Source organism: Clostridium sp. AF37-5, from assembly GCF_003477605.1.
Lineage (GTDB): Bacteria > Bacillota > Clostridia > Lachnospirales > Lachnospiraceae > Eubacterium_F.
The window spans coordinates 148,691-169,094 of the sequence record NZ_QUDR01000003.1 but is presented as its reverse complement, the minus strand read 5'-3'; the positions used below and the strand labels follow the sequence as shown (position 1 = coordinate 169,094).

Here is a 20,404-nt window from a genome sequence, read left to right as displayed (position 1 = left end):
CATGTTAGGAAAAGCAATAGGAATTGATTTTGGAACAAGTTCAATTAAGTTTTATAAAAATGGAGAGGGAATTATTCTTCATGAAAAAAGTGTAATTGCGATTTACAATAAATCTCATACTTTTGCGGTAGGAAATGAGGCGTATGAGATGTATGAGAAGGCACCGGCAAACATTCAGGTGTCTTATCCGGTAAAAAATGGTGTTATTGCCGATATCGGAAATATGCAGTCGATGATTGATTATTTCTTCCATGAACTGGATGGCAAGAAAAAGTTAAAAGGTGCAGAGTATTATATTGCGGTTCCGACTGATATTACAGAAGTGGAGAAAAGAGCTTATTTTGATTTGATTACAAATACCAATCTGAAACCGAAGAAAATCCATGTCGTTGAGAAGCCGGTTGCAGATGCCCTGGGTATGAATCTCGATATTACAAAATCTACAGGAACTTTGGTTGTGGATATCGGTGCAAATACAACAGAGATTTCCGTGATGTCCCTTGGTGGTATTGTATTAAGCCGATTGATTCCGATTGGCGGAAATCGTTTTGATGAGGCAATTATTAATAAAATCAAAAAAGATAAGAGTTTTGTGATTGGCGAAAAGACAGCAGAAGAAATTAAAATGACAATTGGTTCTGCTTATGTGACGGACGAATCCATTGACGTATGTGGACGTAATCTGGTAACAGGACTGCCAAGTGAAATTACGATTGAGTCAAAAGATGTCCATTCCGCACTGTCTGAATTGTTCCAAAGCATTGTTGATGCTGTGAAAATTATATTGGAGCGCACGCCGCCGGAAATTTCTTCCGACATTTACAAATCCGGTGTTTATCTGACCGGAGGTTCGAGCCGCATTAAGGATTTAGGACGTTTTGTATATGACCAGCTCGGACTGAAAGTAAACTTATGTGAGGAACCGGAAAGCACGGTTGTTATGGGACTTGGTGCAATTATCGAAGACCCACATTTAGCAAAATTGACCTTGTAATTTTTTCCGAAAACAAAGCGGAGGTGTTTGTGTGAAAAAGAGAAGGAAAAATAAATGGATTCATCCCAAAATATTATATATATGTCTCTCGGTTTTGTGTGTACTGTTAGTGCTTCTCTCGTTTAAGTTTACAGACCGGTTTGCCGGTGTGAAAGCATTTGTTGGGAATGTGGTGACACCAATGCAGAAGGGGATTAATTCCGTTGGTAAATACCTTTCGGATAAAGCAGATTTACTTACTTCAAAAGAAACCCTGTTAGCAGAGAATAAGGAATTGCAGGAAAAGTTAAATGACTTAAGTTATAATAATAAAATTCTCGCCCGTGAAAATGCAGAACTGGATAATTACAGAGAATTGTATAAATTGGACAAGGTATATCCGGATTATCCGAAAGTGGCTGCGCGTGTTATCAGCCGCGATGGTAACAACTGGTTCCATGTATTTACGATTGACAAAGGAAAGAAAGATGGTATTCAGGTTGATATGAACGTAATTGCCGGCAATGGTTTGGTTGGCATTGTTTCTGAAGTTGGTGAGTCGTATGCAAAGGTACGTGCCATCATTGATGATAAGAGTAATGTAAGTGCAATGTTTCAGGATACCGGGGAAACCTGTATTGTTAAAGGAAATATGGAGAGTATTTACAAAGGGTACATTGACATTGAGATGATAAGCAACACGGCAAAGATTAAAGATGGTGACGAGGTGGTTACTTCACACGTCAGTGATAAATTTTTACAGGGATTGTCTGTTGGATATGTCAAGGACATTGTAAGTGACCCGTCTTCTCAGACAAAGACAGCGCATTTAATTCCTTCGGTTAATTTTGACCAGCTGGAAAATGTACTGGTGATTACGCAGCTTAAGGACAACTCAGAAATTAAGGACATAAAGAATTATGATTAAAAAACGTATTTTGCCGGTTGTGATGATATTGGCAGCATTTTTGCTCCAGACAACCGTATTTCAATCCATAAAGTTAGCAGGTGCGGTTCCAAATCTTTTATTGGTACTGACAATCACATACGGTTATCTGCGTGGTCGTACTTCCGGACTGGTAATTGGTTTTTTTTCAGGCTTGCTGCTAGACTGCCTGTATGGAAGCGTAATTGGATTATATGCATTTATTTTTATGACAATTGGTTTTGTTGTCGGCTTTTGTAAAAAAATCTATTTTACAGACAGCCTGATTCTTCCGGTTGTTTTAATTGCCTCCAGCGACTTTGTGTATTGCTTTTACTATTATATTACCGAATTTTTAATGCGTGGCAGACTGCACTTGGGCTTTTATTTTATTCATAAGTTTCTGCCGGAAATACTTTATACAACACTGGCAGGAGTTCTTTTGTTTGAACTGGCAGCTCATTTGGAAAAGCCAAAGGAAAGAAAAAGAAAGGAGATTTAGCAGATGTTTAACGGTATACTGGATATGCTGAAAAATGTGGTAAAATCAAGATTTTTCGCCCTGGTGACAACCTATATACTGCTTTTTAGTATACTTGTCGGACGCATGTTTTATCTTCAGATTGTGAAAGGTGAAACCTATGACAGAGAAGCCTCTCTGCAAAAACAGAAAATTAAAACTATTAAGAGTGCCCGCGGTAAAATTTATGACTGTAATGGCAAACTTTTAGTTACCAATGAGCAGAGTTATTCTATAACGATAGAAGATTCCGGAGATTTGAAAACAAATCATGAAAAAAACACAATGATTGAGAAGTGTATCACTCTGATTGAGAAACATGGGGATTCTTTAGATTTGGATTTCCCAATCAGCATGAATAAAAATGGGAAATTTAAATACACGGCAAATCAGGCGGCACAGCTTCGTTTTAAAAGAGAGATTTTCTTTTGTAAATCTATCCATGAGCTGACGCAAAAGCAAAAAGATATGACAGCAGAAGAACTGTTTCGTTATATTCGCACTGAAGATAAGGTAAATACCATTCATTTCTTTGATAAAGACGAAACGTATACGGATGCAGAGGCACTGCCAATTATGACGGTGCGCTATGCGTTATTGATGAACACATATTCAAAATATGATCCGATTACATTAAGTTCTAATGTTTCGGATAAAACAGTGGCTGCCATTAAGGAAAATTCTGCTGATTTACCTGGCGTTGAAGTTACCACCGAAATGAACCGTGTCTATAAAGACAGCAAATATTTCTCTCATATTATTGGCTATACGGGATTGATTTCTTCCGAAACGCTAGCGGAAATGAAAGAAAGTGATCCGAATACGGAATACACATCGGCAGACCAGATTGGTAAAACCGGGATCGAAAAAGAATATGAAGATGAATTAAAAGGGAAAAAAGGTTCCGAAACACTTGTTATTGACAGTACATCGCGTGTAGTAAGTTCGCAGAAAACAAAGGATGCGGTAGCCGGAAAAGATATTTATCTGACGATTGATTCCGATTTGCAGGAAGCAACTTATCGTCTGGCAGAAAAACAGATTGCCGGTATTATTACTTCCAAATTAATCAATGGGAAGGGGCATGGTACAAAAGGGAAAGATGCTAAAGGTATTTTGATTTCTATTTACGATGTTTACGATGCAATTATTCAAAATAGCATTGTTGATGTGTCACATTTCAATACAAGTAATGCGACATCCTTGGAAAAATCGGTGTACCAGACATTTTCCCGCACGAAAAAGAGCGCTATTAACCGCGTAAAAAAAGAACTTCGTGTCAATAATCAAAAGAATGGAAAACAGTTGTCGGAAACAACGGATGGCTATCTGGATTACATTTTCAGTATGTTGAAAACCAATCAGATACTAAATACGTCTACGATGGACACAACAGATACGATGTACAATAAGTATGTAAATAATAAAATAAGTTTGAGTCAGCTGTTAGTTTATGGAATCAAAAACAACTGGATTAATTTAGATAATCTGGAAATTGACAATAACTACTATTCTTCGGAAGAAGTCTTCCAGAAATTAGTTTCTTATATTGTCGATGAAATCCAGGATGATTCGAAGTTTGATAAGAAAGTGTATCACTCGATGGTAGATTCCGGTGTTTTGTCCGGCAGAGAGATTTGCCTTTTGTTGTATGACCAGAAGGTGTTAAAAAAGAAAACTTCTACCTATCAGAAATTACAGGCAGGAATGATTTCCCCATACAGTTTTTTGAAATCGAAAATCCGATCGCTTGAAATTTCAGCAGGAGATTTAGGACTTACACCATGTTCTTGTGCCGTTATTGTAACAGATGTAAAGACCGGAAAAGTGAAGGCATTAACGTCTTATCCAAGTTATGATAATAATAAATTTGCAAATTCAGTTGATGCCGATTATTATGCCAAAATCAGTACAAGCAGTGCGTCGCCACTTTTGAACCGTGCGACCCAGCAAAAGGCAGCTCCCGGTTCGACATTTAAGATGGTGACTGCCACAACCGCATTGGAAGAGGGCATTATTAATCCTTATACTCGTATCCATGACGGTGTACAGTTTAATAAAATTAATAAGCCTTGGCCAAAATGCTGGAGTACTTATTCGCATGGTAATATTAATGTTTCACAGGCAATCCAGCATTCCTGTAACTATTTCTTCTATGAAATGGGTTATCGATTAGGAAATGGACACAATACATTAGTGGATAATGAAAAAGGTTTGAGCAAACTGAAAAAGTATGCAGATAAATACGGTTTAACGGAAAAATCCGGCATTGAACTGCCGGAAGCGGAACCAACGTTTTCCGATGTCGATGTTGTTCGTTCTGCAATTGGACAGGGCTCCCACAGTTACACACCGGTTCAGATGTCCCGTTATGTCACAACAATTGCGAATGGTGGAACCTGCTTTGATTTAACTCTGATTCAGAAAATCAAAGATGCTAAATCAAAAACACAGGATAAGAAATCATCAAATGTCCGCAATAAATTGAATTTCCAGTCGTCAACTTTAACGGCAATTAAAACCGGCATGAAAAATGTAGTACAGGCGGGCAGCATTAAGTCACTGTTTAACAATGTAAATGTTACGGTTGCCGGAAAAACCGGTACGGCTCAGATTACAAACAACGAGCCAAACCATGCATTATTTGTTAGTTTTGCACCTTATGAGAATCCGGAAATTTCAATTACGGTAGTAATTCCAAACGGATTTTCTTCTTCCAATGCCGCAGAACTTGCGAGCAAAGTATATCAGTATTATTATGATAAGAGTTCACGTAAGAAACTGATGGATGGAAAAGTTTCGAGTCCGGCAATGGGCGGAACAAGACAAACGGATTAAGGAGTTGGAAATATGAAAAAAGCACCTGTTGTAATTAAAGGAAATAAATCAGGAATACGCATTGTTTTGGATGATGCGCTTCCTTTTCCGGAGATTTTAGAAGAAGTCGAAAAAAAATTCAAGGAAAGTTCGGATTTTCTTGGTGAGGCTCAGGTTGCCGTTTCCTTTGACGGAAGAAAATTAACTGAGGAACAGGAAGCTATTTTACTGGAATGCATCAAGGAAAATTCAAAATTACAAGTCGTGTGTCTGATTGATGAGGACAAGCAGAGAGAAGAATTGTTCAATCAGACACTGAATGAAAAACTGATGGCAATGAATGCAAATTCCGGTCAATTTTTCAAAGGAAATCTTCGTTCCGGACAGGTGATGGAGTTTGAAACCAGTGTTGTGATTTTAGGCGACATTAATGTAGGTGCACAAGTTGTATCGACAGGAAATGTAATTGTGTTAGGAAGTCTGTATGGAACAGTGTATGCCGGAGCTGCCGGAAAAGAAAATGCGTTTATTGTTGCATTGAAAATGAATCCGATGCAGATACGAATCAGCGATGTAATCGCCCGTTCCTCTGACGAAAAACAGGAAACACCGGCAGAGCCGCAGATTGCCTATTTGCAAGATGGAGCAATATACATTGATACTTTGTCAAGACAGACGTTGACAGAAATTGATGTTTGAATATTGATATAAGCCATTGTTATGGTGAAAGGAGAGAAATTTATGAGTGAAGTTATTGTGATTACATCGGGTAAGGGAGGCGTTGGTAAAACAACGACAACTGCCAATGTAGGAACAGGATTAGCAAAAGAAGGAAAAAAAGTAGTACTGATTGATACAGATATCGGATTGCGTAATCTGGATGTTGTTATGGGACTTGAAAACCGTATTGTATACAATCTTGTGGATGTAATTGAAGGAAACTGCCGAATCAAACAGGCGTTGATTAAGGATAAACGATATCCGACACTTTATTTGCTGCCTTCTGCCCAGACCAGAGATAAGACAGCAGTTACACCGGAGCAGATGGAAAAACTGACCAATGAATTAAAAGAAGAGTTTGATTACATATTGCTCGACTGCCCTGCCGGAATCGAACAGGGATTTAAAAATGCGATTGCCGGAGCTGACCGTGCAATTGTAGTAACAACACCGGAAGTATCGGCTGTGCGTGATGCAGACCGTATTATCGGATTGCTGGAAGCAAACGAAATCGGAAAGACTGAACTCGTTGTAAACCGCCTTCGTGCCGATATGGTAAAGCGTGGAGATATGATGTCGAGTGATGATGTTGTAGAGATTCTTGCTGTGGATTTGCTTGGTGTTGTCCCGGATGATGAGAATATTGTCGTTTCGACAAATCAGGGTGAACCGCTTGTAGGTAACAAATCGCTTGCCGGTCAGGCATACGAAAACATATGTCACAGAATCATGGGAGAGGATGTTCCATTGTTGGATTTATTCCAGAAAAATGGTCTTTTCTCAAAAATTAAAAACAAATTCAAAAGCTAAGGAGATGAATCGTAATGGGATTTGCAGATTTTTTTAGAAAAAAATCCTCCAGTAATGTAGCAAAAGACCGTTTGAAGATGGTTTTGGTATCGGACCGTGCAAACTGTTCGCCGGACATTATGGAGCAGATAAAAAATGATATTATCCATGTTTTGTCGAAATATGTAGAAATTGATTTAGACGGGCTGGATATCAAGATTGAGCAGACTGAATCGGAAGGCTCCAATGGTATGGTGCCGGCACTTTTTGCTAATATTCCGATTAAAGACATGAAACAGACAAAGAAATAAATTAAGGATTGGTAAGGTGGTAAATCATGCGGGAACGCGTTATGAAATGGTTGCAGATTAAGCGGTACAACTGGAAAAATTATGATATTTTTCTGATTGCCGTTGTGCTTATTTTGACATTTATAAGTTCATATGTCATTTCCATAGTCAATTCTGACATTTCCTTAAAAAGACAGTTGGTCGGAGTTGTTATGGGTATAGTTATCATAGGTATTTTTTCCATTATTGATTACCATGATTTATGTATGTATATTCCAATTATATACATTGTTACGACCCTTATGGCTATGGCAACCAGATTGACGCCATTAGGCGTTGAGTTGGATACGAATTCTTACCGCTGGCTTGATTTCAAAGTATTTACTTTTCAGCCATCGGAAGTATGTAAAATTACGTTAATATTGGCACTTGCCACCTTTTTTTCAAAGAGAAAAGAAAATTTATCTACGTATAAGAATTTTTTCCTTGCCTCTTTGATTACCTTTGTACCAACTGTATTTATTTTAATACAAACGGATTTATCATCCAGTGTTGTTATGATTGTTATTCTCATTATGATGTTAGCATCTTCAGGAATTGGTCATAAAATATTGGCACCGGTTGCTGCCGTTGTAGTTCCGGCGGTTGGTGTTTTGTTCTGGTATATTTTACAGCCAAATCAAAAACTTCTGCGTGGCTATCAGTTGGCCCGCATTACCGGATGGCTGCACCCGGAAAAAGAGAGTCTTGGTGTTATGTACCAGCAGAACAACTCGGTTCTTTCCATTGCATCCGGAAAATTGTATGGAAAACTTTTGGATGGCAGCACAACGGCGCGAAACTATACCAGCGTTGATGTAAGAGAAAGTGATTTTATCTGGACACCAATCAGCGAAGAGTTTGGTTTTATTGGATGTATGGTAGTTTTAGCTCTGTTATCCATTATTATTATCAAATGTTTTCTGGCAGCAAAAAATGCGAGAGATTATATGGGAATGATGATTGCTGTGGGAATTGGCGCTATGTTTTGTTTTCAGACATTTTTTAATATCGGTGTGGCAACATCATTGCTGCCAAATACCGGACTTCCATTGCCGTTTTTAAGTAATGGACTCACGTCTCTTATTAGTAATATGATGGCAATTGGTATTTTGCTAAACGTAGGGATACAACCGAATCGAGGAAGCAGCAGCCTAGATTTTTAATTCAGAGAAAGAAGGGATGTAGTTATGAATATTGCCCTAATTGCGCACGATGCAAAAAAAATTCTGATGCAGAATTTTTGTATTGCTTATCGTGGGATTTTGAGCAAACATGAAATTTATGCCACCGGTACGACAGGACGACTTGTTGAAGAGGTAACAAACCTTTCCATTCACAAGTATCTTGCCGGACATTTAGGTGGAGAAAAACAGCTTGGGGTGCAGATTGAAAATAATGAACTGGATTTAGTTATTTTTCTGCGTGACCCATTGACACAGAAAGTCCATGAACCGGATGTAAATAATGTGTTTCGTCTGTGTGATATTCACAACATTCCTCTGGCTACCAATGTTGCTACAGCGGAATTGTTAGTAAAAGCATTAGAGCGTGGCGACTTAGACTGGCGTAATCTGGTTCGTATGTGATTTTATATGTATCGAGTAGGAGATCCCCTACTCGTTTACTTAATTGTTAATTCGCCCACAGAAACTGATGGCATAAAGTCCGCAGATACCAATTACGGCATAAATAATGCGTGACAATACGGACATTGAACCAAATAAAAAGGCAACTAAGTCCAGTCCGAAAAAACCGACTAAGCCCCAGTTGATGGCACCGATAATAACAAGTACCAGGACAATATAGTCTATTGCTTTCATTTTTGTATACTACCTCCTTTGTTAGATAGTATACCGAAATTGAGAAACACTATTCATTTGAGTGAAAAATAAGAACAATGTCAGGGAAGGAAGACAATCATGGGAAAAAGAAAGGTAGTTTCAATAAAAAAAAGATTTCGGCCACAATCCAGTCTGGCCTTTTTCCTTCTGCTTTTGATTGTTGTTTATATTGTTGTGCTGGCATGGGGATATTTTGCAAAAGAACATATTTCAATTTATGAAGTGAACACAACGGATATTTCAGATGATGCGCCATTGTATGGTTTTGTAATGCGTGCGGAAGAAATTGTGAATTCGGAAGAATCGGCATATATTAATTATTATCTTTCGGAAGGAAGCCGGATTGGAAAGGGAGATGTGGCATACACCGAAGATACCAGTGGAGAAGTGAGTAAAATGCTCGAACAAATCCGAAGCAAAAAAGACAACTCGGAAAATATTTCAAAAATGCGGGAAGTGATTGCCAGCTTTTACAGTTCTTTCCACAATGCCAATTACAGCGAGGTGACAAAACTCCACTACGATGCAGAAAATGTACTGATGGACTTGAATCAGGGAAATTTATACAGTGATTTAAAAAAAGCGATGGCATCTTCCGGAAAAGCGGACAGTTTTACTAAAGTTATGGCAAAAAAAAGTGGAATCATTGCTTACTCGATGGATGGTTACGAGACAACAAAAGAAGAAGACATTACAAAGAAATTATTTGACCAATATGGAAGTGTAGCAAGAAAACAGATGCAGAAAGAGGGAAGCGTCGCAGCCGGCTCACCGGTTTATAAGCTGGTTACAAGTAATGATTGGTCAATTGTTGTAAAATTAGATGACAGTTACTATCAGGAATTAAAGGACAAAACAAGTGTCCGTGTAACCATTACAAAGGATGATATTTCTTTTAATGCTCAGGTAAAATTGTGGGATAAAGATGGCACACATTTTGCTACGCTTAGTACGTCCCGTTATATGGAACGCTATATTAACGACCGCTTTTTGCAGATTGAATTTAACTTAAAATCGGCGTCCGGACTGAAAATTCCAAACAGTTCCGTATTAAAAAAGAATTATTATCTTGTTCCGAAAAAATATGCCGTAAATGGAGATGATGGGATTGGAGTCACCAGAAAAACATCCGATCCAAATAATAAAGCAGGCCATGAATTTGTCTCATTAAAATCGTCTTTGTTGGTTGGCGATAACTATTATGTAGGAAAAAACACTTTATCGGATGGGGATATTCTCATTACAAAATTTGGTGATTCAGAGCAGTACCGGGTACATGAAACAGGAGAATTATCAGGTGTGTATTATGTGAACCAGGGATACTGCCAGTTCCGTCCAATTGAGGTTTTATATAAAAACAAGGAGTACTCCATTGTTTCAGACCATACAGTAAATGGTTTGTCTGCGTATGACCATATTGTTGTGGACCCAACGTATTTAAATGATGATGACTTTATTGAATAATTTCATAAAGATTACAGATTGAGAAAAGAGGTAATTGATATGGTAACAGAAAATTTGAAAAAAGTTGAAAAAAAAATTGAATCGGCATGTACACGTGCAGGCAGAGACCGAAATGATGTTACGTTAATTGCGGTCAGCAAGACAAAACCGGTTGAAATGATGAGAGAGGCCATGCAGTGTGGCATCGTTACTTTTGGTGAAAACAAGGTACAGGAAATTGTGGAAAAACAAAAAGAACTGACAGAACCGTTAGATTGGCATATGATTGGTCATTTACAGCGAAATAAAGTAAAGCAGGTTGTTGGAAGGGTGAAACGAATCCATTCTGTCGACTCAATAAGACTTGCCAAACAAATACAGTTAGAAAGCGAAAAAAGGAATATTACTTCAGATATTTTAATTGAGGTTAATATGGCAAAAGAGGAATCAAAGTATGGATTTATGCCGGAAGAAGTGGAAGAAGCCATACGTGAAATTTCTACTTATCCAAATGTGAAAATTCATGGTCTTATGACAATTGCACCAAACGTTTCAAATCCGGAAGAAAATCGTGTTCATTTTCGTAATTTGCATAAATTACTAGTTGACATTAATGGCAAAAACATTGATAATATTAATATGAACGAACTTTCCATGGGAATGACCGGAGACTACGAAGTAGCGATAGAAGAGGGCGCTACTTATGTACGTGTAGGAACCGGCATTTTTGGAAATAGACAATACTTATAGAAAGGAACGAGAAGATATGGGTTTAGATTCCATTTTAAATTTCTTTAAGATTCCAGATGATTTTGATGACGAATATGAAGAGGAGTATGTGGAGGAGCCGGTAAAGGCAAAACCGGTAAAAACACAAAGACAGCCTGTTTCGCAGGAGAATGACTATGAGGAGCCGGCACCAAAGCAGCGCAGTGGATTTTTAGGGTCTAAGCCAAAAGTTGTACCGATGAACCGCACGATGATGGAAGTCAGCATCATTAAGCCGACAACTTTTGAAGACTCCCAGAACATATGTAATATGTTACTTTCCGGACGGCCGGTTGTTGTAAATTTGGAGGGTTTTGACCCGGATGATGCACAGAGAATTATGGACTTTATATCCGGATGTATTTATTCAATCAAGGGACAGTATCACCAGATTTCAAAATATATTTTCATTTTCACACCGGAAAATGTAGATATCAGCGGGGACCCGTTAGGGCTTGATGGTAGTTCGGCAAAGATGCCTACGATAAATCGTGAGTTTTAATCATGGGAACAAAGCAGGAACACTTCTTTTTGCAGCATGTACAAGACTTATACCATCGAACCATTTACAACGATTATCCTTCTTTTACGGAGTTTCTCACAACAGGTGAGATGTCTGCTTTACTGCAGAATCAAAAGATGTTTCCATCGGTTGTACTTCGTATGTGGGGTGGTCATAAAGATTGTGATTCAAAAATGGCCGGTTTTTTTCCGGCTGATTTTGTAGATGCGTATGATCAAGCATTTCCAATTTGCTGTATTCGTATTTCCCCGGTTCACGAAAAGTATGCGGATACTTTAATACACAGAGATTATTTGGGGGCTGTGTTGAATCTTGGAATTTCCCGTTCCACGATCGGCGATATCCGTATTTGTGAAAAGGCTGCGTATCTTTTTTGTGTTGAGGAATTAAAGGAGTTTATACTCTCAAATTTACGGCAGGTAAAGCATACTATAATGGAATGCCGTGAAATTTCCGAATTGGACGAAATTCCGGAAAGACAGTATGAGATACACAGACAAACGGTTGCCTCGGCTCGTTTGGATAATATAGTTGCTGCTATGATTGGTTCCTCGCGCACGAAGGCAAACGAACTGATTACACAGGGCAGAGTATTTATTAACAGTGAGGAGAAAACATCAAACAGTTATCGATGTCCAAGTGATTCCGTTTTTTCAATTCGGGGTCACGGTAAATATCGGCTTACCTTTGATGAAGGAGATATTACTAAAAAAGGGAAACAAAAAATTACTATATATCAATACCGATAAGGAGATGAAGGTTCATGTTATCACCACTTGATTTGAAAAATAAAATGATGGAGCCAAAAAAACGCAAGTACTATGATAAAGATGAAACGGATGATTATTTAGAACTTGTGATGGAGCAGTACAAGCAGTTGTACGATGAAAATTTAGAACTGCAGAAAAATGTAAAATCCTTAAATGATGGGGTGCAGTATTACCGTTCCATTGAAAATACGATGCAGAAAGCATTGGTTCTTGCTGAAAAAACAGCGAAGGAAACAAAAGACGCAGCCCAGTTAAAGGCAGAGGCAATTGAAAAGGATGCAAATACTAAAGCTGATAAAATTGTTGCAGAGGCAGAGCAGGAGTATGATAAATTAAAGGAAAAATGTCTTTCTCTGGTTCAGCAGTTTAATCAGTATAAAATGCAGTTAAAACAGGTTGCATCTGCTCAGTTGGAGTTAATTACCAGTGATTCTTTTGATGTATATTCGCCGGAGATTGAAGCAATCCGGAATGAAAAAGACAATATGATTGCAGAGCAGGTACCGGAAGAACCGAAAGCGCCAAAGGCACCGACAGAAATGGAGATACCGGAACCACTCGTAAATGAGCAGCCTGTTATGAAAGAGACAGTGGAAAAAGAGCCGGAAGATTTATCGGAAACAATGGTTCTTCCGGATGTAAAAAAAGAAAAACGTGCAAAAAAAAAGAACGAAGAACTGCAGGAAGATATTCTCACGGCGGATACCATTGATTTAAGCGATACCTTAAATCAGATTCAGAAACCAAAAGACGCAGACACAAAAGAAGTAACGGATGCCCTTGTATTAGATCCGGTGGATGCTGTTGTTAAAGAACCTTTTGAGGCAGTGCCAAATTCTGCGGTAACTTTGGAATCTAATCCGGAAATGCTTTCTTTAGAGCCGGAAGAGGACAAGAAAGAAAAAGAGACTCCATCCTTGGATTCTCTGCTGCAGAATATAAACTTGGGTAAGAAGAATAAGAAAAAGAAAGGAAAGGACGAGGACCCTTTTGAGTTTCTTGGTTCGGTAGATGATTTTTAATGGTTCAGAATAAAAAACAAATAATACATCATGCAGTATTTGCACTCGTATTTATTTTGCTTATTTTCGGAGACCGCATAACGAAAAATTTTGCGATTACTTCTTTAAGGCAGGATGATATTACAATAATTCCCGGTGTATTTACATTACATTATTTAGAAAATCCGGGTGCAGCATGGGGAATTTTTCCGAATGCTATATGGTTTTTTGCCATAATTACGATTGTTGTCCTTGGTGCAATGATATATTTTTACAGCAGAATACCGGTACAAAAGAAATTTCTGCTGCTTCGATTTACCATTATCCTTTTGGCAGCTGGGGCAATAGGTAATTTTATTGACCGTATGATGTGGCATTATGTAGTTGACTTTTTGTATATAAAAGCAATTAATTTTCCGGTATTTAATGTGGCAGACTGCTATGTTTGTGTTGCGGCTGTCTTACTGATTTATTGCTTACTATTTCGATATAAGGAAGAAGATTTTTTGTGGAAGAAGAAAAATTAATAATTGATGTAGAAACAGAAGAGGAACGCCGAATTGATCAGTTTTTGGCTGATCAGATGGAATATTCGCGTTCCTTTATCCAAAAATTAATTAAAAATGAAAAGGTTACAGTGAACGGGAATGTCATCACGAAGGTGAAATATCCCGTTTCTTTTCGTGATAAAATTATAATCGAAATTCCGGCACCAACGGAACTGGAAATTAAGCCGGAGAAAATGGATTTAGACATATTATATGAAGATAATGATGTCATTGTTATTGATAAGCCAAAAGGAATGGTTGTACATCCTTCTGCGGGACATATGAGCCATACTTTGGTGAATGGTCTTTTGTATCACTGTAAAGGAAATTTGTCGGGAATAAACGGTGTATTGAGGCCCGGAATCGTACATCGAATTGATATGGACACAACAGGCGCAATCATTGCATGTAAAAACGATATTGCCCACCAGTCACTGGCAAAACAATTGCAGGTTCATTCAATTACGAGAAAATATGAAGCTATTGTATATCATAATTTGCAGGAAGAAACAGGCACAATCGATAAGCCAATTGGCAGACATCCTGTTCATCGAAAAAAGATGGCGGTAGTTCAGCCAGAGAAAGGCAAGAGAGCAGTTACACATTATCGTGTACTTTCTCATCTAAATCACAAATTCAATTATATTGAATGTCAGCTTGAAACAGGACGCACACATCAGATTCGTGTACACATGGCATCCATTATGCATCCGTTACTGGGGGATGAATTATACGGTCCAAAACCACAAAAAATGTTTGAAAAACTACAGGGACAGACACTGCATGCAAAAATTTTAGGATTTCAACATCCGGTTACCAATCAATATATTGAGGTTGAATCGCCACTCCCACAATATTTTGTAGAATTGCTAAAAAACCTCGGAAATTCGTGATATTTCAGGTAAAATATTGCTTGACAATTACATTACTATAGGTGTAGAATTTAGTTACTTGGCAAATGTTCGTGAAGTAACAACTTGTAGAATCTTTAGGGGGGACATTCTATTATTGTAGTTTCTTTTGTCTACAAATGTAGATAACGTGATTTTTGCTGCTGACATTGAGGAGGATTTGTTTTTATGAGTAAGAGTTCGGATAAGGAAATGCGGTTGCATGAAGGGGAATTAAATGTCATGGAATTGTTGTGGTCCAATAAAGTTTTGGCTGCTAAAGACATTTCTAAAATCATTAAAGAATATATTGGTTGGGAAAAAAATACGACATATACCGTAATCAAACGCTTGATTAATAAAGGAGCCGTTCGGCGTGAGGATCCGGGATTTTTATGCAGTGCTGAGGTGACAAAAAAAGAAATCCAGGACATTGAGACAAAAGCATTGCTTAATAAAATGTATAATGGTTCCCTGAGCACATTTATTAATGATTATTTGGGAAATCGGAAACTTTCATTAGAAGAGACAATGGAGTTAAAACGAATTTTACATCTTAATGAATAAGATAACTCGCATCCAGAAAACAATATAGCAGGGTGCGAGTTAAATTTTTGCCTCTTTTACTCTCTTGGACAAACTCCAGTTTTTCAAAAAGACTTGACGGGAAAATACCTATTTGCTATAATTTTATTGGAATTACTTATATACTTATTGGATTTAGGAGGTTTAAGTCTATGGATAAGAAAATTACTTATCATGAGCAGACAAGCCGTGAAAATACATTAAAACTGCGTAGCGTCTTACAGACACTGCCGGATTTTACAAAGGATTTTTTTCGTGCCATTGAGCCAAATACATCTGCTAAAACCAGAATATCTTATGTATATGATATTCGTTTGTTTTTTCAATTTTTGCAGATAAACAATCCGGTGTTTGCTAAAAAAGATTCAATTAAAGACATTCGTTTAGAGGACTTAGAACAATTGCAGCCCGTTGACATTGAAGAATATTTAGAATATTTAAAATATTACAAAGATGCAGATGGTGTAATTCATACCAACAAAGAACGAGGGATTCATCGTAAATTAGCGGCATTACGAAGTTTTTATGCATATTATTATAAACGCGAGTATATTCATAATAATCCCACATTAATTGTTGATATGCCTAAGCTGCATAAACGTGAAATTATTCGTTTAGACCCGGATGAAGTTGCCAATCTTCTAGATTATGTAGAACACGGTGGTGATGAAATGACAGGGATGAAAAAAGTTTATTTTGAAAGAAATAAAATAAGAAATCTCGCATTGTTCACTCTTCTGCTCGGCACAGGAATTCGTGTATCCGAATGTGTTGGATTGGACATTGAGGACGTTGATTTTGACAATAATCGGATTAAAATCGTGCGTAAAGGTGGCAAGGAAGATTTTGTGTACTTTGGAGATGAAGTTGCCGAAGCTTTATACGATTACTATGCAGAACGAATGACGATTACAACAAAAGAAGGTCATGAACATGCTTTGTTTTTATCCATTCAAAAAAGACGTATCTGTGTACAGTCAATCGAAAATTTAGTTTCTGATTGTGCGAAACATGTTACGACATTAAAGCATATTACGCCTCATAAGCTTAGAAGTACATATGGTACCAATTTATACCGTGAAACGGGCGATATTTATCTGGTTGCTGAAGTATTAGGCCATAATGATGTAAATACAACCAGGAAACATTATGCAGCGCTGGAAGAAGACAGAAAACGAAAGGCTGCTTCGGCAGTTCGTTTGCGAGAATCCTAATCCCCTATCCTACCGACCGGTAGGATAGGTTTGGAACATTGTCTGAATACTCTTATAAATAGAATTTGCCGCATTCTTTTGGAAGGTGGCATTTGTTAATTTAGAATAATCACTGTTTCCGGAGATAAATCCAAGTTCAATTAAAATAGCCGGGACTGTATTGTGTTTTAATACATAATAAGCAGCTGTTTTTGTACCACGGTTTGTTGTTTTTAAATCCGCTAATAATTGAGTACGGAACAAATTTGCCATGGCTTTACTTGTAATACCACTAAAACTTGTCTTGTTATTGGATACGGAATAATATACTTCCGTTCCATTAGCGGACTTGCTGGTAGCAGAATTCATATGCAGACTGATAAACGCATCCGCACGAACAGATTTTGCAAAAGCTGCCCGATTGGCAAGGGTAACATAACTGTCATTTGTTCTGGTCCAGTACACTTTTGTGTCCGGTGCATTTCCTGCAAACTTATCCTTCATCAATGTGTAAATAATCTTGTGAGTTAAATCTTTTTCATTTGTTCCATTATTTTGTGCGCCAGGATCATGACCACCATGACCTGCATCCAAAACCAAAACATTCTTAAATATTTTATTTGGCTGTCCCATTAATACACTGAGTGTATTTCCCTTTTCATAAATTTTATATCCAACTAAAGATGTTGTTGTAATCGTAATTACTGTATTATTTCCACTTTTTGCAGTCATAATATTTTTTATCGAACTGTGATTTATCACAATTGGATTTGTTTGATAATAGGACACATAATCACCGGGAATAATAATCTGAAACTTTTTGTTCAGATATAAATCCTGATTTTTTACTTGATTAATGTGTACATTTGCAGGACGTGGTATCGATAGGGAGTAATTTGTTACACTTCCATCTCCTGCCTGATAGGCACGCAGTATATTAATTTCCAATGTCTTATTATGAATGATATAGGAATAATCCGCTGTGTTGTAACAAGTAAAGGTAATCGTTACCGTTGTTTCACTGTTGGTTACATCCATTTTCTGAATAATCTCACCAAAGCGCTCAAAACTTTTGTTTGCTAACAAGTATGAGGATTTAGGCAGTGAAATCGAAACCGTGTTTCCGGTTCGATTTACCGTTGCCGTTTTCATAATCTCTTCACTTGTACCCGATAACTGGAACGAAATCGAGCCGGTTCCATTTTGCTCCTGATAAAAGGACTGAAACGTATATAAAGAGTTGGTTGTTGTGTTTGCTTGTTGTACCGTTGACTGTTTTGATGCCTGTTTCGTACTCCAATTAAAAAATTGTTTACTCTGAATACGGTAGCATAACAGGCTCTTATCCCAGCTTTTGGTATAATTTAATTGTCCTAAAACGGAGGATGCCGGTATACATAAAACATTTTTCTTTGTTTTGTGCGAATAAATCATTTTAGGAGGTGCTGTCAATGTCACATTTTTCCCATTTAATATAGCTTGACGGCTGTCAAGCACGGCACGAAATGACATATCTACATCGGAATCCGATACCTGTAGTTCTTTTGTCTGCTGATTATAGGAGTAAGTAAGTCCCATAATAGAAGAAAGAGTTTCTTCTGCAGGCAGGTACATCTTTCCGGATAATTTAATTACCGGCAATGAACGAAGTGTATATTTGTTATGATTGTAATAAATATTTCCCTGTGTACCCGTGTAATAGGTTAATTTCCCGTTATATGTAAGCTTTAACGGAGCACCTAAACGAATGGTTTTTCCGGTTTTTTTATAAGAAAACCGAAGTGCTTTAGCAACATAATTTATAGGAATCAGTATTTTAGTCTTTTTCTTGGATACAAAACGAACAGAAACAGGAGCTGCTTTTAATTTCACTTTTTTCCCATTTTTGTAAGCTGTCTTTTTTCCAACCTGCATTTTTAAAGAAATGCCATTTGCCGATAAGGTAAGAACCTTTCCTTTCTTTTTGTATTTACAGGAAACCTTCATCCCCTTCTTAAATACGTCAGCATAGGAAACCATATAGTTTTTCTTGATGACAACTGCCGGGTAGGATTTTTTTGAAACTTTCTTGTTCTGGTAAGTTACTGACATTTGTTTCGAACGATTAACGGAAGTTTTTCCATTGTAGCGAAGTTTAATTCCCTTTGATTTTGCTAAACTCTCTGCTCCGGAAATAAGCATAAATACACTGCTGAGCACAAAGCACATAGTAACAAAAATAATTCTATAATAAATTTTGTTGTATTTTTTCATAATGGCACCTCTTTACTTGGTTTTTCTACAGTTTATCAATATGAATTGACAGAATATTGTCAGTTACGCATAGATTTACTCAAAAAGGTGCGAATGCTTCTATTTCTTGTCTATTTGAAATTAGGCAGTAACAAATATCCACCGGCATGAATATTTTCTGAAGGAAGGCTGTTTAATGAAATAATAGCTTCCTCATATTCTGCCTTTGATAAGTTGGAATACTTCTCTGCATAGGTATCAGCAAGGGAAGAAAGCGTATCACCAGATTTAATTAATACATTTTCATAGCTTTCCATTGTGTGCTGACCACTCATATCTGCAGAAGCAGTCTTTCCGGTAAAGCCGCTCAAAAAAACAAGCAATAAAATAATCGCCGGTACAAGAATAAATGTAAAACGTAATTGTAATAATTTTCTCATAATAGTCACTCCTTATTAATCGAACGTACAGTCCGAACATCTGTTTGTTGTATATAATATATCATCCGAACAGATGTTTGTCAATGACTATTTTCAAAAAAAGAAACGATTTGTATTTTATATAACAAATCGTTTCGGCTTATACAATATTTCTATCTACTCTTCTGCATCGTCATCTTCTGCGTCAATTTTAATGGCACCGGAAGATAATTCATCGATAGCAATGGAAAGCGCTTTTGGACAGTCATTATGGTCTGTTAAAGGCTCAGAGCCGGCAATAATCTGTCTGGCGCGTTTCGCAGTTGCCAATACAATGGAATAACGGCTGTTTACAACAGGCTGTTCTCCTTGCTCAACTTCACTGTTTGCAATATTCATAAGGTCTGTGTACGATGGATGTAACATAATAATTTCTCCTTTCAATTTAACAATTGTTATTATATCATGGTTTTCCAAACTGATTCAATGGCCAAATACGTAAAAATACTTTTCCGGCAATGTTTTCTCTTTTTACAGGACCCGGTGCATCCGGATCTTCACCCTGTGGAATACTTCGGCTGTCTAAACTTACGGAACGATGATCTCCTAAAACATAGTATTCATCTGATTTTAAGGTGTATGGTTTCTCTTTTGTTCCCAATTCAATCTGACTATCGTCCATGGCATCTTTTGCATATGGGTCGTCAATCTTTTTGCCATTGATATAAATGGAATTATTATCAATGTAGACCGTTTCACCCGGGAGTCCATAAATACGTTTTACATAGTACTCATCAACGTCATGACCTTTCGGGTAAAATACAATAATATCGTATCGCTCCGGGTCATGAATACGGTAAATAAACTTATTAACCAATAAACTATCTCCGTTTTGCAAAGTATCCTGCATTGAATTGCCATCGACAACCGTCCGTTGCAAGATATAGGTTGGTACGACGAAAATACAAAATACAATAATGGCAACATATAACAGCACCTCAAAAATAATGCTAAACGGACTTCTTTTTTTTCTGGCTGCCTTACGATTTTCCTGTAAATCATCAACAACCCTTGTGTTTGCCTGTGAGGTTTGTGTTTCCTTCATATCCATAGTT

23 protein-coding genes are annotated in these 20,404 nt (G+C 37.4%); 18 read left to right on the top strand and 5 right to left on the bottom strand.

The window, feature by feature from the left end; genetic code table 11:
- The first annotated feature begins 1 nt into the window (after position 1).
- From DW019_RS03300 to mgsA, 9 genes are read left to right on the top strand one after another with little or no spacing between them, the layout of a single operon-like run.
- Entirely contained in the window at positions 2 to 994 is a 993-nt protein-coding gene (locus DW019_RS03300) for a rod shape-determining protein (protein WP_022376803.1), read from the top strand.
- A 31-nt stretch (positions 995 to 1,025) separates the two neighbouring features.
- Positions 1,026 to 1,901 (top strand): rod shape-determining protein MreC, encoded by an 876-nt coding sequence (mreC, locus tag DW019_RS03295; protein ID WP_118442510.1) that lies wholly within the window; start codon positions 1,026 to 1,028, stop codon positions 1,899 to 1,901.
- Entirely contained in the window at positions 1,894 to 2,400 is a 507-nt protein-coding gene (gene mreD / locus DW019_RS03290; protein WP_117478573.1) for a rod shape-determining protein MreD, read from the top strand. Before mreC ends, mreD begins: the two co-directional genes overlap by 8 nt.
- Positions 2,401 to 2,403: 3 nt before the next feature.
- The gene (locus tag DW019_RS03285; protein ID WP_118442509.1) at positions 2,404 to 5,256 is read left to right on the top strand and encodes a penicillin-binding transpeptidase domain-containing protein; all 2,853 of its coding nucleotides are present in this window, start codon (positions 2,404 to 2,406) and stop codon (positions 5,254 to 5,256) included.
- Between the two features lie 12 nt (positions 5,257 to 5,268).
- Entirely contained in the window at positions 5,269 to 5,934 is a 666-nt protein-coding gene (minC, locus tag DW019_RS03280; protein ID WP_117478575.1) for a septum site-determining protein MinC, read from the top strand.
- 42 nt (positions 5,935 to 5,976) lie between these two features.
- Positions 5,977 to 6,765 (top strand): septum site-determining protein MinD, encoded by a 789-nt coding sequence (minD, locus tag DW019_RS03275; protein ID WP_118442508.1) that lies wholly within the window; start codon positions 5,977 to 5,979, stop codon positions 6,763 to 6,765.
- Between the two features lie 14 nt (positions 6,766 to 6,779).
- Positions 6,780 to 7,055 carry a cell division topological specificity factor MinE gene (gene minE, locus DW019_RS03270; protein ID WP_022376809.1) on the top strand — a complete coding sequence of 92 codons (276 nt, stop codon included), beginning with the start codon at positions 6,780 to 6,782 and terminating at the stop codon, positions 7,053 to 7,055.
- Positions 7,056 to 7,081: 26 nt separating this feature from the next.
- A complete protein-coding gene (locus DW019_RS03265; RefSeq protein WP_118442507.1) occupies positions 7,082 to 8,239 on the top strand; it encodes an FtsW/RodA/SpoVE family cell cycle protein in 1,158 nt (385 codons plus the stop codon).
- 24 nt (positions 8,240 to 8,263) lie between these two features.
- The gene (mgsA, locus tag DW019_RS03260; RefSeq protein WP_022376811.1) at positions 8,264 to 8,662 is read left to right on the top strand and encodes a methylglyoxal synthase; all 399 of its coding nucleotides are present in this window, start codon (positions 8,264 to 8,266) and stop codon (positions 8,660 to 8,662) included.
- 39 nt (positions 8,663 to 8,701) lie between these two features.
- Here mgsA and DW019_RS03255 read toward each other — a convergent pair whose 3' ends face one another.
- Positions 8,702 to 8,896 (bottom strand): DUF378 domain-containing protein, encoded by a 195-nt coding sequence (locus DW019_RS03255; protein ID WP_022376812.1) that lies wholly within the window; start codon positions 8,894 to 8,896, stop codon positions 8,702 to 8,704.
- Positions 8,897 to 8,995: 99 nt separating this feature from the next.
- Here DW019_RS03255 and DW019_RS03250 point away from each other — a divergent pair, with 99 nt between their 5' ends.
- The 9 genes from DW019_RS03250 (at position 8,996) to DW019_RS03210 (ending at position 16,659) form a co-directional block, all read left to right on the top strand.
- The gene (locus DW019_RS03250; RefSeq protein WP_117478577.1) at positions 8,996 to 10,381 is read left to right on the top strand and encodes an HlyD family efflux transporter periplasmic adaptor subunit; all 1,386 of its coding nucleotides are present in this window, start codon (positions 8,996 to 8,998) and stop codon (positions 10,379 to 10,381) included.
- Positions 10,382 to 10,420: 39 nt separating this feature from the next.
- The gene (locus DW019_RS03245) at positions 10,421 to 11,110 is read left to right on the top strand and encodes a YggS family pyridoxal phosphate-dependent enzyme (protein WP_022376814.1); all 690 of its coding nucleotides are present in this window, start codon (positions 10,421 to 10,423) and stop codon (positions 11,108 to 11,110) included.
- Positions 11,111 to 11,126: 16 nt separating this feature from the next.
- A complete protein-coding gene (locus DW019_RS03240) occupies positions 11,127 to 11,630 on the top strand; it encodes a cell division protein SepF (RefSeq protein ID WP_022376815.1) in 504 nt (167 codons plus the stop codon).
- A 2-nt stretch (positions 11,631 to 11,632) separates the two neighbouring features.
- Entirely contained in the window at positions 11,633 to 12,400 is a 768-nt protein-coding gene (locus DW019_RS03235) for a YlmH/Sll1252 family protein (RefSeq protein ID WP_022376816.1), read from the top strand.
- 14 nt (positions 12,401 to 12,414) lie between these two features.
- Positions 12,415 to 13,443, top strand: coding sequence for a DivIVA domain-containing protein (locus DW019_RS03230; RefSeq protein ID WP_118442506.1), 1,029 nt, complete (start codon positions 12,415 to 12,417; stop codon positions 13,441 to 13,443).
- Positions 13,443 to 13,949, top strand: coding sequence for a signal peptidase II (gene lspA, locus DW019_RS03225; RefSeq protein ID WP_022376818.1), 507 nt, complete (start codon positions 13,443 to 13,445; stop codon positions 13,947 to 13,949). The genes DW019_RS03230 and lspA overlap by 1 nt, the downstream gene beginning before the upstream one ends.
- Positions 13,931 to 14,863 (top strand): RluA family pseudouridine synthase, encoded by a 933-nt coding sequence (locus DW019_RS03220; protein WP_022376819.1) that lies wholly within the window; start codon positions 13,931 to 13,933, stop codon positions 14,861 to 14,863. The genes lspA and DW019_RS03220 overlap by 19 nt, the downstream gene beginning before the upstream one ends.
- A gap of 186 nt (positions 14,864 to 15,049) precedes the next feature.
- A complete protein-coding gene (locus DW019_RS03215) occupies positions 15,050 to 15,427 on the top strand; it encodes a BlaI/MecI/CopY family transcriptional regulator (protein ID WP_242989376.1) in 378 nt (125 codons plus the stop codon).
- A gap of 170 nt (positions 15,428 to 15,597) precedes the next feature.
- A complete protein-coding gene (locus tag DW019_RS03210) occupies positions 15,598 to 16,659 on the top strand; it encodes a tyrosine-type recombinase/integrase (protein ID WP_117478580.1) in 1,062 nt (353 codons plus the stop codon).
- Between the two features lie 9 nt (positions 16,660 to 16,668).
- Here the strand turns inward: DW019_RS03210 and DW019_RS03205 are convergent, their stop codons facing one another.
- The 4 genes from DW019_RS03205 to lepB form a co-directional block, all read right to left on the bottom strand.
- Positions 16,669 to 18,891 carry an N-acetylmuramoyl-L-alanine amidase gene (locus DW019_RS03205; RefSeq protein WP_118442505.1) on the bottom strand — a complete coding sequence of 741 codons (2,223 nt, stop codon included), beginning with the start codon at positions 18,889 to 18,891 and terminating at the stop codon, positions 16,669 to 16,671.
- Positions 18,892 to 19,001: 110 nt separating this feature from the next.
- Positions 19,002 to 19,310, bottom strand: a complete 309-nt coding sequence (locus DW019_RS03200; RefSeq protein WP_118442504.1) for a LysM peptidoglycan-binding domain-containing protein — start codon at positions 19,308 to 19,310, stop codon at positions 19,002 to 19,004.
- A 156-nt stretch (positions 19,311 to 19,466) separates the two neighbouring features.
- Positions 19,467 to 19,715: a DNA-directed RNA polymerase subunit omega gene (gene rpoZ, locus DW019_RS03195; protein WP_022376824.1), complete on the bottom strand. Its 249-nt coding sequence runs from the start codon at positions 19,713 to 19,715 to the stop codon at positions 19,467 to 19,469.
- Positions 19,716 to 19,752: 37 nt separating this feature from the next.
- A complete protein-coding gene (gene lepB / locus DW019_RS03190; protein WP_118442503.1) occupies positions 19,753 to 20,400 on the bottom strand; it encodes a signal peptidase I in 648 nt (215 codons plus the stop codon).
- Positions 20,401 to 20,404: the final 4 nt, after the last annotated feature.

Excerpts from the sequence above, each read along its gene's own strand:
- DW019_RS03285 (WP_118442509.1), top strand. The coding sequence starts at position 2,404 with ATGTTTAACGGTATACTGGATATGCTGAAAAATGTGGTAAAATCAAGA.
- mgsA (WP_022376811.1), top strand. The coding sequence starts at position 8,264 with ATGAATATTGCCCTAATTGCGCACGATGCAAAAAAAATTCTGATGCAG.
- minC (WP_117478575.1), top strand. The coding sequence starts at position 5,269 with ATGAAAAAAGCACCTGTTGTAATTAAAGGAAATAAATCAGGAATACGC.
- DW019_RS03235 (WP_022376816.1), top strand. The coding sequence starts at position 11,633 with ATGGGAACAAAGCAGGAACACTTCTTTTTGCAGCATGTACAAGACTTA.
- DW019_RS03250 (WP_117478577.1), top strand. The coding sequence starts at position 8,996 with ATGGGAAAAAGAAAGGTAGTTTCAATAAAAAAAAGATTTCGGCCACAA.
- DW019_RS03215 (WP_242989376.1), top strand. The coding sequence starts at position 15,050 with ATGAGTAAGAGTTCGGATAAGGAAATGCGGTTGCATGAAGGGGAATTA.
- DW019_RS03245 (WP_022376814.1), top strand. The coding sequence starts at position 10,421 with ATGGTAACAGAAAATTTGAAAAAAGTTGAAAAAAAAATTGAATCGGCA.
- DW019_RS03205 (WP_118442505.1), bottom strand. The coding sequence starts at position 18,891 with ATGAAAAAATACAACAAAATTTATTATAGAATTATTTTTGTTACTATG.
- minE (WP_022376809.1), top strand. The coding sequence starts at position 6,780 with ATGGGATTTGCAGATTTTTTTAGAAAAAAATCCTCCAGTAATGTAGCA.
- DW019_RS03240 (WP_022376815.1), top strand. The coding sequence starts at position 11,127 with ATGGGTTTAGATTCCATTTTAAATTTCTTTAAGATTCCAGATGATTTT.
- lspA (WP_022376818.1), top strand. The coding sequence starts at position 13,443 with ATGGTTCAGAATAAAAAACAAATAATACATCATGCAGTATTTGCACTC.
- DW019_RS03300 (WP_022376803.1), top strand. The coding sequence starts at position 2 with ATGTTAGGAAAAGCAATAGGAATTGATTTTGGAACAAGTTCAATTAAG.
- DW019_RS03265 (WP_118442507.1), top strand. The coding sequence starts at position 7,082 with ATGCGGGAACGCGTTATGAAATGGTTGCAGATTAAGCGGTACAACTGG.
- DW019_RS03230 (WP_118442506.1), top strand. The coding sequence starts at position 12,415 with ATGTTATCACCACTTGATTTGAAAAATAAAATGATGGAGCCAAAAAAA.
- DW019_RS03255 (WP_022376812.1), bottom strand. The coding sequence starts at position 8,896 with ATGAAAGCAATAGACTATATTGTCCTGGTACTTGTTATTATCGGTGCC.
- mreD (WP_117478573.1), top strand. The coding sequence starts at position 1,894 with ATGATTAAAAAACGTATTTTGCCGGTTGTGATGATATTGGCAGCATTT.
- DW019_RS03210 (WP_117478580.1), top strand. The coding sequence starts at position 15,598 with ATGGATAAGAAAATTACTTATCATGAGCAGACAAGCCGTGAAAATACA.
- minD (WP_118442508.1), top strand. The coding sequence starts at position 5,977 with ATGAGTGAAGTTATTGTGATTACATCGGGTAAGGGAGGCGTTGGTAAA.
- lepB (WP_118442503.1), bottom strand. The coding sequence starts at position 20,400 with ATGGATATGAAGGAAACACAAACCTCACAGGCAAACACAAGGGTTGTT.
- DW019_RS03200 (WP_118442504.1), bottom strand. The coding sequence starts at position 19,310 with ATGAGAAAATTATTACAATTACGTTTTACATTTATTCTTGTACCGGCG.
- rpoZ (WP_022376824.1), bottom strand. The coding sequence starts at position 19,715 with ATGTTACATCCATCGTACACAGACCTTATGAATATTGCAAACAGTGAA.